General features: G+C 72.3%; 16 protein-coding genes. 13 read left to right on the top strand and 3 right to left on the bottom strand.

Features of this window, described 5'->3' with window-relative positions; genetic code table 11:
- Positions 1 to 9 precede the first annotated feature (9 nt).
- Positions 10 to 744 (top strand): 16S rRNA (uracil(1498)-N(3))-methyltransferase, encoded by a 735-nt coding sequence (locus C4U03_RS18200; RefSeq protein ID WP_103938987.1) that lies wholly within the window; start codon positions 10 to 12, stop codon positions 742 to 744.
- A gap of 63 nt (positions 745 to 807) precedes the next feature.
- Here C4U03_RS18200 and C4U03_RS18195 read toward each other — a convergent pair whose 3' ends face one another.
- Entirely contained in the window at positions 808 to 1,485 is a 678-nt protein-coding gene (locus tag C4U03_RS18195; protein WP_103938986.1) for a hypothetical protein, read from the bottom strand.
- A complete protein-coding gene (locus tag C4U03_RS18190) occupies positions 1,482 to 2,024 on the bottom strand; it encodes a SigE family RNA polymerase sigma factor (RefSeq protein WP_103938985.1) in 543 nt (180 codons plus the stop codon). Before C4U03_RS18190 ends, C4U03_RS18195 begins: the two co-directional genes overlap by 4 nt.
- 431 nt (positions 2,025 to 2,455) lie before the next feature.
- Between C4U03_RS18190 and C4U03_RS18185 the strand changes: the two genes are divergently transcribed.
- The 6 genes from C4U03_RS18185 to era all read left to right on the top strand — a co-directional run bounded on the left by C4U03_RS18185 (position 2,456) and on the right by era (position 7,305).
- On the top strand, positions 2,456 to 2,806 hold the full coding sequence (locus C4U03_RS18185; RefSeq protein WP_103938984.1) for a histidine triad nucleotide-binding protein: 351 nt from the start codon (positions 2,456 to 2,458) through the stop codon (positions 2,804 to 2,806).
- 128 nt (positions 2,807 to 2,934) lie between these two features.
- The gene (locus C4U03_RS18180; protein ID WP_103938983.1) at positions 2,935 to 3,981 is read left to right on the top strand and encodes a PhoH family protein; all 1,047 of its coding nucleotides are present in this window, start codon (positions 2,935 to 2,937) and stop codon (positions 3,979 to 3,981) included.
- A 4-nt stretch (positions 3,982 to 3,985) separates the two neighbouring features.
- Positions 3,986 to 4,462: an rRNA maturation RNase YbeY gene (ybeY, locus tag C4U03_RS18175; protein ID WP_103938982.1), complete on the top strand. Its 477-nt coding sequence runs from the start codon at positions 3,986 to 3,988 to the stop codon at positions 4,460 to 4,462.
- Between the two features lie 106 nt (positions 4,463 to 4,568).
- Positions 4,569 to 5,882 carry a hemolysin family protein gene (locus tag C4U03_RS18170; protein ID WP_103938981.1) on the top strand — a complete coding sequence of 438 codons (1,314 nt, stop codon included), beginning with the start codon at positions 4,569 to 4,571 and terminating at the stop codon, positions 5,880 to 5,882.
- Positions 5,883 to 5,923: 41 nt separating this feature from the next.
- On the top strand, positions 5,924 to 6,262 hold the full coding sequence (locus tag C4U03_RS18165) for a cytidine deaminase (protein WP_103938980.1): 339 nt from the start codon (positions 5,924 to 5,926) through the stop codon (positions 6,260 to 6,262).
- A 110-nt stretch (positions 6,263 to 6,372) separates the two neighbouring features.
- Positions 6,373 to 7,305 (top strand): GTPase Era, encoded by a 933-nt coding sequence (era, locus tag C4U03_RS18160; protein ID WP_103938979.1) that lies wholly within the window; start codon positions 6,373 to 6,375, stop codon positions 7,303 to 7,305.
- Between the two features lie 187 nt (positions 7,306 to 7,492).
- Here the strand turns inward: era and C4U03_RS18155 are convergent, their stop codons facing one another.
- The gene (locus tag C4U03_RS18155) at positions 7,493 to 7,987 is read right to left on the bottom strand and encodes a hypothetical protein (protein ID WP_160147031.1); all 495 of its coding nucleotides are present in this window, start codon (positions 7,985 to 7,987) and stop codon (positions 7,493 to 7,495) included.
- Positions 7,988 to 8,268: 281 nt separating this feature from the next.
- On the opposite strand from C4U03_RS18155, the gene ddaH reads away from it, so the two are divergent.
- From ddaH to urtE, 6 genes are all read left to right on the top strand, one after another.
- Positions 8,269 to 9,030 carry a dimethylargininase gene (gene ddaH / locus C4U03_RS18150; protein WP_103938977.1) on the top strand — a complete coding sequence of 254 codons (762 nt, stop codon included), beginning with the start codon at positions 8,269 to 8,271 and terminating at the stop codon, positions 9,028 to 9,030.
- Between the two features lie 171 nt (positions 9,031 to 9,201).
- A complete protein-coding gene (gene urtA, locus C4U03_RS18145) occupies positions 9,202 to 10,419 on the top strand; it encodes an urea ABC transporter substrate-binding protein (protein WP_103938976.1) in 1,218 nt (405 codons plus the stop codon).
- Positions 10,420 to 10,571: 152 nt separating this feature from the next.
- Entirely contained in the window at positions 10,572 to 11,450 is an 879-nt protein-coding gene (gene urtB, locus C4U03_RS18140) for an urea ABC transporter permease subunit UrtB (protein ID WP_103938975.1), read from the top strand.
- Positions 11,447 to 12,541 (top strand): urea ABC transporter permease subunit UrtC, encoded by a 1,095-nt coding sequence (urtC, locus tag C4U03_RS18135; RefSeq protein WP_103938974.1) that lies wholly within the window; start codon positions 11,447 to 11,449, stop codon positions 12,539 to 12,541. Before urtB ends, urtC begins: the two co-directional genes overlap by 4 nt.
- A 53-nt stretch (positions 12,542 to 12,594) precedes the next feature.
- The gene (gene urtD, locus C4U03_RS18130; protein WP_103939153.1) at positions 12,595 to 13,380 is read left to right on the top strand and encodes an urea ABC transporter ATP-binding protein UrtD; all 786 of its coding nucleotides are present in this window, start codon (positions 12,595 to 12,597) and stop codon (positions 13,378 to 13,380) included.
- The gene (urtE, locus tag C4U03_RS18125; RefSeq protein WP_103938973.1) at positions 13,380 to 14,075 is read left to right on the top strand and encodes an urea ABC transporter ATP-binding subunit UrtE; all 696 of its coding nucleotides are present in this window, start codon (positions 13,380 to 13,382) and stop codon (positions 14,073 to 14,075) included. The genes urtD and urtE overlap by 1 nt, the downstream gene beginning before the upstream one ends.
- Positions 14,076 to 14,232: the final 157 nt, after the last annotated feature.

The raw sequence follows: 14,232 nt of genomic DNA, 5'->3' as shown, positions 1-14,232 counted from the left end.
GAGGCCGGCGTGAGCGCGCCCGTCTTCCTCGCCGCGCCCGGCTCCCTCGGCGCCGACCGGGTGGTCCTGGACGGCCCCGAGGGACGGCACGCGGTCACCGTCCGGCGGCTGCGCCCCGGTGAGCGGGTGGACCTGACCGACGGCGCCGGGCTGCTGGCCGAATGCGTGGTCGCCGAGGTCGCCGGCAAGGAGCGGCTGGTCCTGGACGTGCTGTCCCGGCAGCGGCAGGAGCCGCCAAGCCCCCGCCTGGTGGTCGTCCAGGCCCTGCCCAAGGGCGAACGGGGCGAACTGGCGGTGGAGACCATGACCGAGGCGGGCGTGGACGAGATCGTGCCCTGGCAGGCGGCGCGATGCGTCACCCGCTGGCGGCCGGACCGGAGGGACAAGGCGCTGGGTCGGTGGCGTTCGGCCGCCCGCGAGGCCGCCAAGCAGTCCCGCCGTAGCCGGCTGCCCGAGGTCCCGGATCTGGCCACCACCGAGCAGGTGGCCGCGCGGTTGGCGGCCGCCGCCCGCGCCGTCGTGCTGCATGAGGCGGCCACCGTGCCGCTACGCACCGTGGACTTGCCCGCCGATGACGAGATCGTCGTCGTGGTCGGCCCGGAGGGCGGCATCACCGACGAGGAGCTGGAGCGCTTCACCGCGGCCGGCGCCGTCGCCGTACGGCTGGGCCCGACCGTACTGCGCACCTCGACCGCCGGCGTCGCCGCGGCCGCGGTGCTGCTCAGCGCCACCGGCCGCTGGTAGAGCCCGGCGGGCGGTCTGTCGGCGGCGGAAGTCCACCGGCGGCCCCGGCGCCCGGCGGCCCGGTCAGGGGCTCTCGGTCTGCTGGGGCTCGGGCGTCGGCGAGGGGGTGTTCGGGTCGGTGGGCGGCTCCTGCGGCTCGGTGGGCTCCGGCGAGGAGGGCTCGTCGCTGGGCTCGGGGGAGGCGGACGGGCCGCTCGGCTCCGGGCAGGGCGTCGCCGTGAGCTGCGGGCCCTCCGGGCCGGCGGTCGCGGAGGGCTGCCCCGGCGACGGCTGCTCGACGGGTGTGCAGGGGGGTGCGCCGGGGGCGCCGGGCACCGGGGAGGTGGGCGGCTGCCCCGGGAGGGGGGCCGTCTGCTGCCCGGGGCCGGCCGCGGGTGGCAGCTGACCGACCTGGCCCGCCGAGCCCGTCCCGGAGACGGCGCCGGACGGACGCTCGTCCCCGTCGGCGGGACCGTGCCGGCCGGCCGAGGTGATGCGGTCGATGGTCTGCGGCGCCGACACCCCGACCGCCACGATCGCGACGGCGGCCCCGACCGCCAGCACCGGGCGGCTCCAGCCCCCCGGTGGCCAGAACCGGACCGGCGCCCAGCCGGCCAGGCCGGCGAACCGCCGGCGGGAACGCCGCTCGATGCCGGCGCGGATGCGTTCCAGCCCGTCCGGAGCGGGCTCGACCCTGTCCGCCTCCGCGTGCAGCGCACGGCGCAGGATCTCGCCGTGCTCGTCGTGGGGGTGGGTGGTCATGACAGTTGCTCCAGGACGTTACGGAGGGCGGCCATGCCGCGTGCCGTGTGGCTCTTGACGGCTCCGCGGCTGATGCCCATCGCGCGGGCGATCTCCGCCTCGGACAGATCGGCGTAGTAGCGCAACACGAGGGCCTCGCGCTGCCGGGTAGGCAGCCCAGCCAGGGCGTCCACCACCGCGCTGCGTTCCAGCTCGACGATGGCGCCCAGTTCCGCGCTCGGTGCGTCCGGCAGGCCCTTGGGCGCGTACTTCTCCACCACGGCCCGGTGCCGCAGCACCGAACGCGACCGGTTCACCACCGACTGGCGCAGGTACGACAGGGCCTTGTCGGGGTCACGCAGCCGCCGCCAGCCGCCGTGCATGGCGATGAACGCCTCCTGGACGACCTCCTCGGCGGTGGCGACGTCGCGTACCAGCATGGCGGCGAGCCGCACCAGCGGTCGGTAGTTGGAGGCGTACAGCGCGGTCACCGCCTGATCGGCGTCCCAGGCGACGGTCACCGCGCCCGCCGCGCCCCTGGCCACGAGGGTCTCGGTCACGTCAGTGGGACGCGCACCCTCGTCGTCCGGTTTACGAAAGGGCATGTTCTGTCGTGCCTCGGTCACCTAGTCCGCCGCCTTTGCCGTCCCCAGCCGTCCAATCGGATGGTCGTTTCGGTACGGCATGGATCTGCGAACCCGGTCCGTCGCTGACGCGGTGCGGGGAACGCCTGCGCTCCGGGGGGTTCGTCGCCCTGCAACCTTAACCAGCCGCGGTCGATCCCGTCCCCCCAACGGACACGTTGATGATCACGCGGGGGCGGCGCGCACGGCGCGCGAGCCCGGCGCAATTCCCCAGGTTACGAGGCGGTATATCGGGGATTTTGCCGATGGCCTCGGGCTGACCAGGGGGGACGGGATCGGTAATATGCGCAGCGGCCGAACGGTCCCGCGGGACCGTGCCGCGCGGCGAGCCAGTAGGGAGCCTGCCAGTGTCCACGTCGGACTGCCTGTTCTGCAAGATCGTGTCAGGGGACGTCCCGGCCAAGATCGTCCGGGAGACGGAGCGCACGGTGGCGTTCCGTGACATCAATCCCCAGGCCCCCACCCACGTCCTGGTCATCCCGCGCGAGCACCACGCCGACGCGGCCGCGCTGGCCGCGGCCGACCCGGACCTGCTGGCCGAGGTGCTGAAGGAGGCCCACGGGGTCGCCGCCGACGAGGGCATCGCCGACACCGGATACCGGCTGGTGTTCAACACCGGCCCCCAGGCCGGCCAGACCGTCTTCCACGTGCACGCGCACGTCCTGGGCGGACGTGGCCTGAACTGGCCGCCCGGCTGAGCCGTCCGGGCCAGCCCCCGACAAATGACCGGGCGCGATGTCCCTGCCCGCCAGTACCATGGAGGCACAGGCAGACCATCGGATCACGGACACAAGAGAGCAGGTCGGAAAGGCCGTAAGGCCGGCTGATGGTGGAAATCACTCACGCGGGGGCCCGGCGCCGCACCGGCGGTTCGCGCTCCCAGGTCAAGATCGTGGTGCCGGACGACCACTCGATGGTGAGCCTGCTGGGCTCCCGGGACGAGTTGCTGCACGTCATCGAGCACGCCTTCCACAGCGACATCCACGTGCGGGGCAACGAGATCACCGTGACCGGCCCCGAGGACGAGAGCGAGCTGGTCTCCCGGCTGTTCGCCGAGCTGATCACGCTGCTCAAGGGGGGCACCCAGCTCACCCCGGACGCGGTGGAGCGCAGCCTCGCCATGCTCCGGGCGGAGACCGCCGAGAGCCCGGCGGAGGTCCTCAACCTGGACATCCTGTCGGGCCGGGGCCGCACAATCCGGCCCAAGACGCTGAACCAGAAGCGCTATGTCGACGCCATCGACAAGCACACCGTCGTGTTCGGGATCGGCCCGGCCGGCACCGGCAAGACGTACCTGGCGATGGCCAAGGCGGTCAAGGCGCTGCAGGACAAAAAGGTCAATCGGATCATCCTCACCCGCCCGGCGGTGGAGGCCGGGGAGCGGCTGGGCTTCCTGCCCGGCACGCTGTACGAGAAGATCGACCCGTATCTGCGGCCGCTGTACGACGCGCTGCACGACATGGTCGACCCCGACTCGATACCCCGGCTGATGAGCGCGGGCACCATCGAGGTGGCGCCGCTGGCTTACATGCGCGGCCGCACCCTCAACGACTCGTTCATCATCCTGGACGAGGCGCAGAACACCTCGCCCGAGCAGATGAAGATGTTCCTGACCCGGCTGGGCTTCGGCTCCAAGGTCGTGGTCACCGGCGACGTCACCCAGGTGGACCTGCCCGGCGGCCAGCAGAGCGGCCTGCGCGTGGTGCAGGAGATCCTCGAGGGCATCGACGACATCCACTTTTGCAGGCTGACCAGCCACGACGTGGTACGGCACAAGCTGGTCACGCAGATCGTGGACGCCTACGACCGGTTCGACCGGCAGGCCCCGGTCGAGGTGAACCAGGCCCGCAGCGGTCCCCGCAAGCGGCGGTAGCGCGATGAGCATCGAGGTTGCCAACGAGTCCGGCGTCGAGGTCGACGAGCGGGGGCTGGCCCGGCTGGCCCGGCACGTGCTGGACGGCATGCGCGTCCATCCCCTGGCGGAGCTGTCGCTGCTGCTGGTGGACGAGCCGGCGATGAGCGAGCTGCACGAGAAGTGGATGGGCGAGCCCGGCCCGACGGACGTGCTGGCCTTCCCCATGGACGAGCTGCGGCCCGGCCACCAGCCGGGCGCCGCCGGCGACGAGGAGGAGCTCGACCCCGCCCTGCTGGGCGATGTGGTGCTGTGCCCGGCGGTGGCCGAGCGGCAGGGCGCCGAGGCGGGCCACGGGACGCACGCCGAGCTTGAGCTGCTGTGCACCCACGGCATCCTGCACCTGCTCGGCTACGACCACGCCGAGCCCGAGGAGCACAAGGAAATGTTCGGCCTGCAGGCGCGGCTGCTGGAGTCCTGGCGGGACCAGCGCCGGGCATGAGACCCGGCGGTCGCGCGGGGGGCGCACCCGTCCCGGGCGGGCGGGACGAGCCACCGGCCTCCGCCCCAGGGCCGGGGCCCGGGGTCTCCACGCGCGAGGAGATTCGATGAGCACGGCGCATGGATGGCTGTTGGGCATGGCGGCCGGGCTGGTCGTCGTGGCCGGGCTGCTGGCCAGCGTGGAGACGGCGCTGACGACCGTATCGCGGGTCCGGGTGGAGGAGCTGACCCGGGAGGGCCGGCGCGGGGCGCGGCTGCTGGCCGAGATGGTCGCCGACCCGGCCAGCTACCTCAACCTGGTGCTGCTGCTGCGGATCAGTTGCGAGCTGGCCGCCACGGTGATCGTCGCCGACCTGTGCATCTCCTGGCTGGCCGAGAGCTGGCCGGCGTACGTGGTCGCTGCGGTGATCATGATCGTGGTGATCTACGTGGTGGTCGGGGTGGGGCCGCGCACGCTGGGCCGCCAGCACGCCGACCGGGTCGCGCTGGCCGGCGCGGCGGTGATCCATCCGGTGACCCGGGTACTGGGGCCGCTGCCGCGGCTGCTGATCCTGCTGGGCAACGCGCTGACCCCGGGCAAGGGCTTCCGGGAGGGCCCGTTCGCCTCCGAGGCCGAGCTACGCGATCTGGTCGACCTGGCTGAGCAGCGCAGCCTGATCGAGCCGGACGAGCGCGAGATGATCCACTCGGTGTTCGAGTTGGGCGACACCCTGGTCCGCGAGGTCATGGTGCCGCGCACCGACATCGTGTTCATCGAGCGGGACAAGACCCTGCGGCAGGCGCTGTCGCTGGCGCTGCGCAGCGGCTTCTCGCGGATCCCGGTGGTCGGCGAGAACGAGGACGACGTGGTCGGCATCGCCTACCTCAAGGACATCATCCGGCGCAGCCACGAGTACCGCGACGGCGAGTCGGTGGAGCTGGTGGAGTCGGTGATGCGCCCGGCCACCTACGTGCCCGACAGCAAGCCCATCGACGCGCTGCTGCGCGAGATGCAGGCCCGGCAGATCCACGTCGCCATCGTGATCGACGAGTACGGCGGCACGGCCGGGCTGGTCACCATCGAGGACATCCTGGAGGAGATCGTCGGGGAGATCGCCGACGAGTACGACGTGGAGGCGCCCCGCGTGGAGTGGCTGGCCGACGGGTCGGCCCGGGTGACCGCCCGGCTGTCGGCCACCGAGCTAGGCGAGCTGTTCGACGTGGACATCGACGTCGAGGAGGTCGACACGGTCGGCGGATTGCTGGCGTACGCGCTGGGCCGGGTGCCGATCGAGGGCTCCACCGCCGCGGTGCGAGGCCTGGAGCTGAAGGCCGAGAGCATCGCCGGCCGGCGCAACCGGATCGGCACCGTGCTGGTGCGCCGCCAGCCGGCCGAACCGTCCGGCGACCGCCCCGGCGACCCCGAGCGGCTGCACGGCTGACCTGCGTCCGGCCCGCCCGCGCGGCCCTCTAGGCTGGGGGCGTGAGCGAGATCAGTGCCGAGGACGCGAAGATCATCACGCTGGCCCGGTCGTCGCGGGCCCGCGGCGGGGCCGCCGAGGGCGCGGCGGTCCGCGACGAGACCGGACGGACCTACACGGCCACCAGCGTGGACCTGCCCTCGCTGAAGCTGTCGGCGCTGCAGGTGGCGGTGGCGATGGCGGTTTCCAGCGGCGCCGAGGACCTGGAGGCCGCCGCGCTGGTCACCGCCGACGAGCAGGTCCGCGACACCGATGTCGCCGCGGTACGCGACCTGGGCCGCAAGGCGCCGATCCTGCTGGCCGCCCCCGACGGTTCGCTGCGCGCCACACTCGCCCCCTGAGCCGCCGTTCCCCGCGGCCTTGCTGTTCCGGCGTACGGGAAAGGACCTGGTACGGGCAGGCCGGGCCGTGGACGGACCGGCGGGTCCGCCGGGTAGGCGACAATCGAGGGGTGACATCGCCGCAGACCACGACCGAGGGAACCGCCGGAGGCTTCAAGTCCGGCTTCGCCTGCTTCATCGGACGCCCCAACGTGGGCAAGTCGACCCTGATGAACGCCCTGGTCGGCACCAAGGTGGCGATCACCAGCAGCCGGCCGCAGACCACCCGCCGGGCGATCCGCGGCATCGTGCACCGGCCGGACGCCCAGCTGATCGTCGTCGACACCCCCGGGCTGCACAAGCCGCGGACCCTGCTGGGGGAGCGGCTGGACAGCCTGGTCCGCTCCACCCTCACCGAGGTGGACGTCATCGGCTTCTGCGTGCCCGCCGACGAGAAGGTGGGGCCCGGCGACCGGTTCATCGCCCGGGAACTGGCAAACCTGTCCAAGACCCCGGTGGTGGCGATCGTCACCAAGACCGACCTGGCCGACCGCCAGCAGGTCGCCGAGCAGCTGATGCGGGTCCAGCGGCTGGGGGACTTCGCCGACATCGTGCCGGTCTCGGCGGCCGGCGGCTTCCAGGTCGACCTGGTCGGCGACCTGCTGATCTCCCACCTGCCGCCGGGCATGCCGCTGTACCCGGAGGGCGACCTGACCGACGAGCCCGAGCACGTGCTGGTCGCCGAACTGATCCGGGAGGCTGCGCTGGAGGGCGTCCGCGACGAGCTGCCGCACTCCATCGCCGTCGTGGTGGACGAGATGCAGCCCCGCGAGGACCGCGACGACCTGGTCGAGGTGTACGCGCACCTGTTCGTCGAGCGGCCCAGCCAGAAGGCGATCGTGATCGGCGCCAAGGGCGCCCGGCTGCGCGAGGTCGGCACCGCCGCCCGCAGGCAGATCGAGGCCCTGCTGGGCGTCAAGGTCTATCTGGACCTGCGGATCAGCGTGGCCAAGGACTGGCAGCGCGACCCCAAGCAACTGCGCCGCCTGGGTTTCGACGGCTGATCCCGGACGCGCGTCCCCGCCGATGCGGGCCGTCATTTCCGACGCGGCCGGCGTACCGATCGCTCCGGGCCGTCCCGGGTGCGGACCGCCCCGGCGCCACGGCGTCACCGAGGGCTGGGCCCGGCCGTCCCCGCAGGTGGTGGGCCCGGCCCACAGCTGGGTGGCGCGAGGCGGCCGGAGGAGGCGGTCAGGCCCGCCGAGCCAGGCTCAGCCCGATCAGCAGGAGCGAGGACGCCACGGACAGGTACCAGCCGTACCCGGCCGTCACCTCCAGGCCGCCCAGCATCAGCCGGCCCGCCCCGGCCTCCTCCCGGAAGCGGTCCAGCCGTAGCAGGAAGATCAGGCAGCTGAACAGGGCGAGCAGCCCCGGCACGGCGGCCAGCGCGCCGATCCGGGAGTCGCGGGCCAGCAGCCCCCAGACGATCATGACGATCGCCACCACGGCGAACACCGGGATCACCTGCCCGGTGCCGTCCACGTTCACCCCCGCCTCGGCGGCCAGTTCGCGGGCGAGCACCTGCCCGAAGCCCTCCAACCGCACGCTGGCCCGGGCCCACGGCAGGAAGGCCGACACCAGCAGGACCGCGGCGGTGGCGAGACGGGCCAGCCCCCATCCCGGGGACGGCGGCCGCATCGGGCCAGGCCGCCCGGCGACGTCGGAGCCCGGTTCATGTGGCGCCATGGGCGGCAGGAATCCCGGCCGGGGGCCCGGCGGCTCCTCCCCGGGCGACGGCCACCCTTCCTGACCTTGGGTACCAGTCATGTGCCCCAGCGTAAGAGGCGGGCCGTCACCGCGGGAGCGGACCCCGCGGGCCGGTCAGGATGGGTACTTTGGGCGCAACCGCGTACCTCGGGAGGGCTTGTGCCGTTCGTTTCCAGGCCGTCGCGTGACGGCCGCGCACCCGCCGGCAGCACCGCCGATCACCGCGCGCCGGGGACCGCCCCGGCCGAGGGGACGGTGCGATGACGCCCGGGACGGCGCTGGTGCGGGCTCCGGGGCCACGGCTGGCCGAGGGGATCGTCACCCATGTCGACCGGCGGCCGGTGGACCTCGTGCTGGCGGCGCGCCAGCACGAGGCGTACGTCGCGGCGCTGCGGGCGGCCGGCTGGCGGGTACGGGCGGTGCCCCCGGCCGACGACCAGCCCGACGCGGTGTTCGTGGAGGACACCGTGGTGGTCTGCGACGGGCTGGCGGTGCTTGCCCGGTCCGGGGCGCCCGGCCGCCGTCCCGAGGTGACCGGCACCGAGAAGGCGGTGCGCGGCCTCGGGCTGGACGTGGCGCGGATCGAGGAGCCCGGGACGCTGGACGGCGGCGACGTCCTGCAGGTGGGCGACACGGTCTACGTGGGCCTGTCCGGCCGCACCAACGAGGAGGCCGTCTGCCAGTTGTCCCCGCTGCTGTGCGCGCGGGGGCGGCGGGTCGTCCCGGTCAGGGTGAGCGGCTGCCTGCACCTGAAGACGGCGATGACCGTGTTGCCGGACGGCACCCTGATCGGGGTGCCCGACCAGGTGGACACCTCCGTGCTGCCCTGCCTGTGGGTCGCGCCCGAGCCGGCGGGCGCCCATGTGGTGGTGCTCGGTGCGGACCACGTGCTGATCTCCGCGTCCGCCCCGCGGACCGCCGAGCGGCTGCGCGCCGACGGGCTGCGCGTCACGGCGGTGGACATCAGCGAGTTCGAGGCGCTGGAAGGCTGCGTGACCTGTCTGTCGGTGCTCATCGCCTGACCCGTCCGGGCGGCGCCCCGTGGCGCCGCGTGGCGCCGCGGGGCCTCACCGGCGGCGGTCGCCGCGGTGAGGAGTTGGTAAAGCACTCTTAACCCGCGGGACGGTCCACGGAAATATCGCGCTCCAGACTTGGCAGAGGGAAAGCCGGACTTCGGCCAAGGGAGCGGACAGTTGCGTAAAAGATCCCTGCGATATTGGGCGTCGCTGGCCGTTCTGCCGGCCGTGCTGCTCACCGGCTGCGGCGACTCCGGCGACTCTGGGGCCGCGGCCGGCGACGGCAATACCATCAAGGTCGGAATTCTGCACTCGCTGAGCGGCACCATGGCCATCAGCGAGGTCACCGTGGCCAATGCCGAGAAGATGGCCGTCGAGGAGGTCAACGCGGCCGGCGGAGTGCTCGGCAAGAAGGTGGAGATCGTGCAGGAGGACGGCGCCTCCGACTGGCCCACCTTCGCCCAGAAGGCCCAGAAGCTCATCAAGAAGGACAAGGTCGCGGCCGTGTTCGGCGGCTGGACCTCGGCCAGCCGCAAGGCGATGCTCCCGGTGTTCGAGCGTAACAGGGCGCTGCTGTGGTATCCGGTGCAGTACGAGGGATTGGAGAGTTCCCCCTACATCTTCTACACCGGAGCCACCACCAACCAGCAGATCGTCCCGGGTCTGGACTATCTCAAGGAAAAAGGCGCCAAGCGCATCTTCCTGGTCGGCAGCGACTATGTCTTCCCGCGTACCGCCAACAAAATCATCAAGGCGTACGCCGCCGCCAACGGAATGCAGATCCTGGGTGAGGAGTACACGCCGCTCGGGCACACCGAATACAGCACGCTGGTGAACAAGGTGGTGGCCGCCAAGCCGGACGCGGTGTTCAACACCCTCAACGGCGACAGCAACGTGTCGTTCTTCAAGCAGCTCAAGAGCGCCGGGGTCACCGCCGACGAGATGCCCGTCATGTCGGTGAGCATCGCCGAGGAGGAGGTCAAGGGCATCGGCGTCGCCAACATCGTCGGCCACCCGGTGGCCTGGAACTACTACCAGACGACCGAGAGCGCGGCCAACGACGAGTTCGTCAGGGCGTTCCAGGCCCGGCACCGGGGCGCGGTGACCTCCGACCCGATGGAGGCCGGTTACAACGCCGTCCACCTGTGGGCCGCGGCGGTAAAGAAGGCCGGCACCACCGACGTCGAGGCGGTCAAGAAGGCCGCCGCCGGGATCTCGCTGGACCTGCCGGAGGGCAAGGTCACCGTCGACGGCGGCAACCAGCACGTGTACAAGACCGCGCGGATCGGCGTCATCCAGCCCGACGGACTGATCAAGGAGGTCTGGAGCTCCGACGAGCCGATCAAGCCGGACCCGTACCTGAAGACGTACCCCTGGGCTTCAGGGTTGTCGTAGGTACCCCTGGGCTTCGGGGTTGTCGTAGCCATCCCTGAGACCGGGGCCATCCCGGGCATCGGGCCCGTGGCGGCCGGGAGCGTCGGGCGGCGGCGTGCACGACGGCGCGGCGCCGCCCGTCCGGCCAGGACGGGCGCACGAGGAGGCGGCACTTGGAAAGCTTGCTCAACCAGTTGCCGATCGGGCTGAGCATCGGAGCGGTGCTCCTGCTGATCGCGCTCGGACTGACGTTCACGTTCGGCCAGATGGGCGTGATCAACATGGCCCACGGCGAGTTCATCATGGCCGGCGCCTACACCGCCTACATGCTGCAGGACTGGGCCGGCGCCCAGGCCGCGGCCGTCGCGCTGCCGGTGGCGTTCGCGCTGGCCGGGACGATGGGCTGGGTGCTGGAACGCACCGCGATCCGGCACTTCTACGGCCGTCCGCTGGACACCCTGCTGCTGACCTGGGGGGTCAGCCTGGTCCTCCAGCAGGCCGCACGCGACCTGTTCGGGGCGCCGAACGTGCAGGTCGTCGCACCGTCCTGGCTGAACGGCGGGGTGACGATCGGCGGCGGCACCCTGCCCTACAACCGGCTGTTCATCATGGCGCTGGCGATCGCCTGCGTGGCCGGCATCTGGGCGTACCAGAACCGGTCGGCGCAGGGCCGCCGGATGCGCGCGGTCATGCAGAACCGGGAACTGGCCGCCTGCAGCGGGGTCGCCACCGCCCGGGTCGACCAGCTCACCTTCTTCATCGGCTCCGGACTGGCCGGGGTCGCCGGGGTGGCGCTCACCCTGATCGGGCCGGTCGGCCCGTCGATCGGGACGTACTACATCGTGGACGCCTTCCTGGTCGTGGTGGCCGGCGGGCTGGGACAGCTGCGCGGCGCGGTGATCGCCGCCCTGGCGCTGGGCATGCTCAACTCCTTCGCCGAGTTCTGGACCAACGCCAGCCTGGCCAAGGTGATCGTGTTCGCCGCGATCATCGTCTTCCTGCAGTTCCGTCCGCAGGGCATGTTCGTGCTGCGCTCCCGGGCGCTGACATGAGCGAGCGGGTGCGCGGATACGCGCTGTTCGCGACGGTCGCGCTGCTGTTGCTGGTGGTGGCGCCGCTGGCGCTGCCGGCGTTCCGGCTGGACGAGCTGGCCAAGTACCTGTGCCTGGCCATCGCGGCGCTGGGCATCGGCCTGGCCTGGGGCCAGGGCGGCATGTTGACGCTGGGCCAGGGGGTGTTCTTCGGCCTCGGCGGCTACGCCATGGGCATGTACCTCAAGCTGCACGACGCCGGGGGAGACCTGCCGGACTTCATGGTGTGGAGCGGCGTGGAGCGACTGCCCGCGCTGTGGCAGCCGTTCGGCAACCCGGTGGTCGCGCTGGCCGCGGTGGTGCTCGTCCCGGTGGCGGTGGCGGTGCTGCTGGGCGCGCTGGTGTTCCGCCGGCGGGTGCGTGGCGCCTACTTCGCCATCCTCAGCCAGGCGCTGGCCGCCGCGTTCGTGATCCTGCTGGTCGGCCAGCAGGGGCTGACCGGCGGCACCAACGGGCTGACCAACTTCTACGACTTCTTCGGCCGCGACCCCGAGGCCGAGAGCACCCAGCGCACCATGTACTTCGTGGTCGCCGGGGTGCTGGGCGTGCTGTACCTGCTGGCCCGGCAACTGGTCGGCAGCCGCTTCGGCCGGCTGCTGGTCGCCGTCCGGGACGGCGAGGACCGGGTGCGGTTCCTCGGCTACGACCCGGCCCTGGTCAAGACCGTCACGTTCGCGATCTCGGCGGGCATGGCGGGGCTGGCCGGGGCACTGTTCGTGCCGGTGGTCGGGATCATCTCGCCGTCGCTGCTGGGCGTCGTCCCGTCCCTGGAACTGGTGGTGGCGGTCGCGGTCGGCGGCCGGTACGCGCTGGCCGGGGCGATCCTGGGCGCCGTCGTCATGAACTACGCCAAGACCTCCTTCAGCGAGGAGTGGGCGGGCGGCTGGCTCTACCTGCAGGGCGCGCTGTTCATCCTGGTGATGACGCTGGCGCCCAAGGGCGCGGTCGGCCTTTACCAGCAGGCCAGGGACGCCCTCGCCCGCCGCCGCGGCGCCTCCGCCGCGGCCGTCGAGAAACCCGGCGTCGCGGTCAAGGAGGAGGTGCCCGCATGAGCGAGCCACCAGTGCGCGGCGCCGGCCGGGCCGAGGAACGAGCGGAGGCGGCGATGAGCGAGGCCGAGACCGCAGGACGCGCGGAGGCCGGCGCGCGGGAGCTGCTGGAGATCCGGGGGTTGCAGGTCGTGTTCGACGGCTTCCGGGCCATCGACGGGGTGGACCTGACCGTGCGGCAGGGCGAGCTGCGCTTCCTGATCGGGCCCAACGGGGCGGGCAAGACCACCCTGATCGACGTGATCACCGGGCTGACCCGGCCGTCGGCCGGATCGGTGCGGTTCGCCGGCACCGAGCTGGTGGGACGCAAGGAGCACCGGATCGTCCGGCTGGGCATCGGCCGCACCTTCCAGACGTCGGTGGTGTTCGAGGAGCTGACGGTGGTGGAGAACCTCGACCTGGCCGCCACGTTCCGGCGCCCGCTGTGGGCGCTGCTGCGGCGGCGGCGCGGGGTGTCCGACACGGTCGCCGAGGCGCTGGAGACCGTCGGGCTCACCGACTTGGCCGAGCGGCCCGCCGGGGTGCTCTCGCACGGCCAGCGGCAGTGGTTGGAGATCGGCATGCTGATCGCCCAACGGCCGAGGCTGCTGCTGCTGGACGAGCCGGTCGCCGGGATGAGCCGGCAGGAGCGCGAACGCACCGGAGAGCTGCTCACCACGATCGCCGAGGACCACACGGTGGTCGTGGTGGAGCACGACATGGAGTTCCTGCGCCGGTACGCCTCGCAGGTCACCGTCCTGCACGAAGGCAGGGTGCTGGTCGAGGGAGACGTGGCGCAGGTGCGCGCCGACCCCCGGGTCCAGGAGGTCTACCTGGGCCGGACCGCCGAGGAGGCCGCCTGATGCTGGAGGTCACCGGGCTGGAGGCGGCCTACGGGCGGGCGCGGGTGCTGTTCGGCGTGGACCTGTCGGTCGAGGCGGGGCAGTTGATGTGCGTGATGGGGCGCAACGGGGTCGGCAAGACCACGCTGTTGAACTCCGTCATGGGTGTGCTGACCCCGACCGCCGGCAAGGTCGTCTTCGACGGCCGGGACGTCACCAGACTGCCCACCTATGAGCGGGTGCGGCTGGGGATGGGCTACGTGCCGCAGGGGCACGAGACGTTCCCGCAGCTCACCGTGGCCGAGAACCTCCAGGTCACGCTGGAGGCGACCCGGCACCGCGACCGGGCGGCCGTGGCGGAGGCGCTGGAGGTCTTCCCGCGCCTGAAGGAGATGCTCAAGCGGCGGGCGGGTTTCCTGTCCGGCGGCCAGCAGCAGCAACTGGCCATCGCCCGGGCGCTGGTCACTCGGCCGCGGATGCTGATCCTCGACGAACCCACCGAGGGCATCCAGCCCTCGATCGTCCTGGAGATCGAGCAGGCCATCGAGCGGCTGCACAAGGAGCGGGGCCTGGCGGTGCTGCTGGTCGAGCAGTACCTGGAGCTGGCGCTGCGGTTGGCCGACGGCTTCGTGATCCTGGACGGCGGCATGGTGCGGCACTCGGGCACCGCCGCGGACCTGCGCGACGAGGAGGTCAGACGGCTGCTGGCGGTCTGACCGGCCCTGACCGGCCCTGACCGGCCCTGACCGGCCCTGACCGGCCACGATCCGGCCGGACCCATGGCATGTCTCACATCGCGGACCCGAACGCGCGTAACACGAGTGCCATCAGGTAGCGTGTGCTGCGTGTGGCGTGGCCTGCTCCTCCTTAGCG

The sequence above is a fragment of the Thermomonospora echinospora genome (genome assembly GCF_900108175.1).
Lineage (GTDB): Bacteria > Actinomycetota > Actinomycetes > Streptosporangiales > Streptosporangiaceae > Thermomonospora > Thermomonospora echinospora.
Note: the sequence above shows the minus strand (reverse complement) of the source record. Positions and strands in the feature narration are given on the sequence as shown.

Coding starts and splice junctions, on each gene's coding strand:
- C4U03_RS18195 (WP_103938986.1), bottom strand. CDS start 1,485: ATGACCACCCACCCCCACGACGAGCACGGCGAGATCCTGCGCCGTGCG.
- C4U03_RS18180 (WP_103938983.1), top strand. CDS start 2,935: ATGGTGGAAATCACTCACGCGGGGGCCCGGCGCCGCACCGGCGGTTCG.
- ybeY (WP_103938982.1), top strand. CDS start 3,986: ATGAGCATCGAGGTTGCCAACGAGTCCGGCGTCGAGGTCGACGAGCGG.
- C4U03_RS18170 (WP_103938981.1), top strand. CDS start 4,569: ATGAGCACGGCGCATGGATGGCTGTTGGGCATGGCGGCCGGGCTGGTC.
- C4U03_RS18155 (WP_160147031.1), bottom strand. CDS start 7,987: ATGGCGCCACATGAACCGGGCTCCGACGTCGCCGGGCGGCCTGGCCCG.
- ddaH (WP_103938977.1), top strand. CDS start 8,269: ATGACGCCCGGGACGGCGCTGGTGCGGGCTCCGGGGCCACGGCTGGCC.
- urtC (WP_103938974.1), top strand. CDS start 11,447: ATGAGCGAGCGGGTGCGCGGATACGCGCTGTTCGCGACGGTCGCGCTG.
- urtD (WP_103939153.1), top strand. CDS start 12,595: ATGAGCGAGGCCGAGACCGCAGGACGCGCGGAGGCCGGCGCGCGGGAG.
- urtE (WP_103938973.1), top strand. CDS start 13,380: ATGCTGGAGGTCACCGGGCTGGAGGCGGCCTACGGGCGGGCGCGGGTG.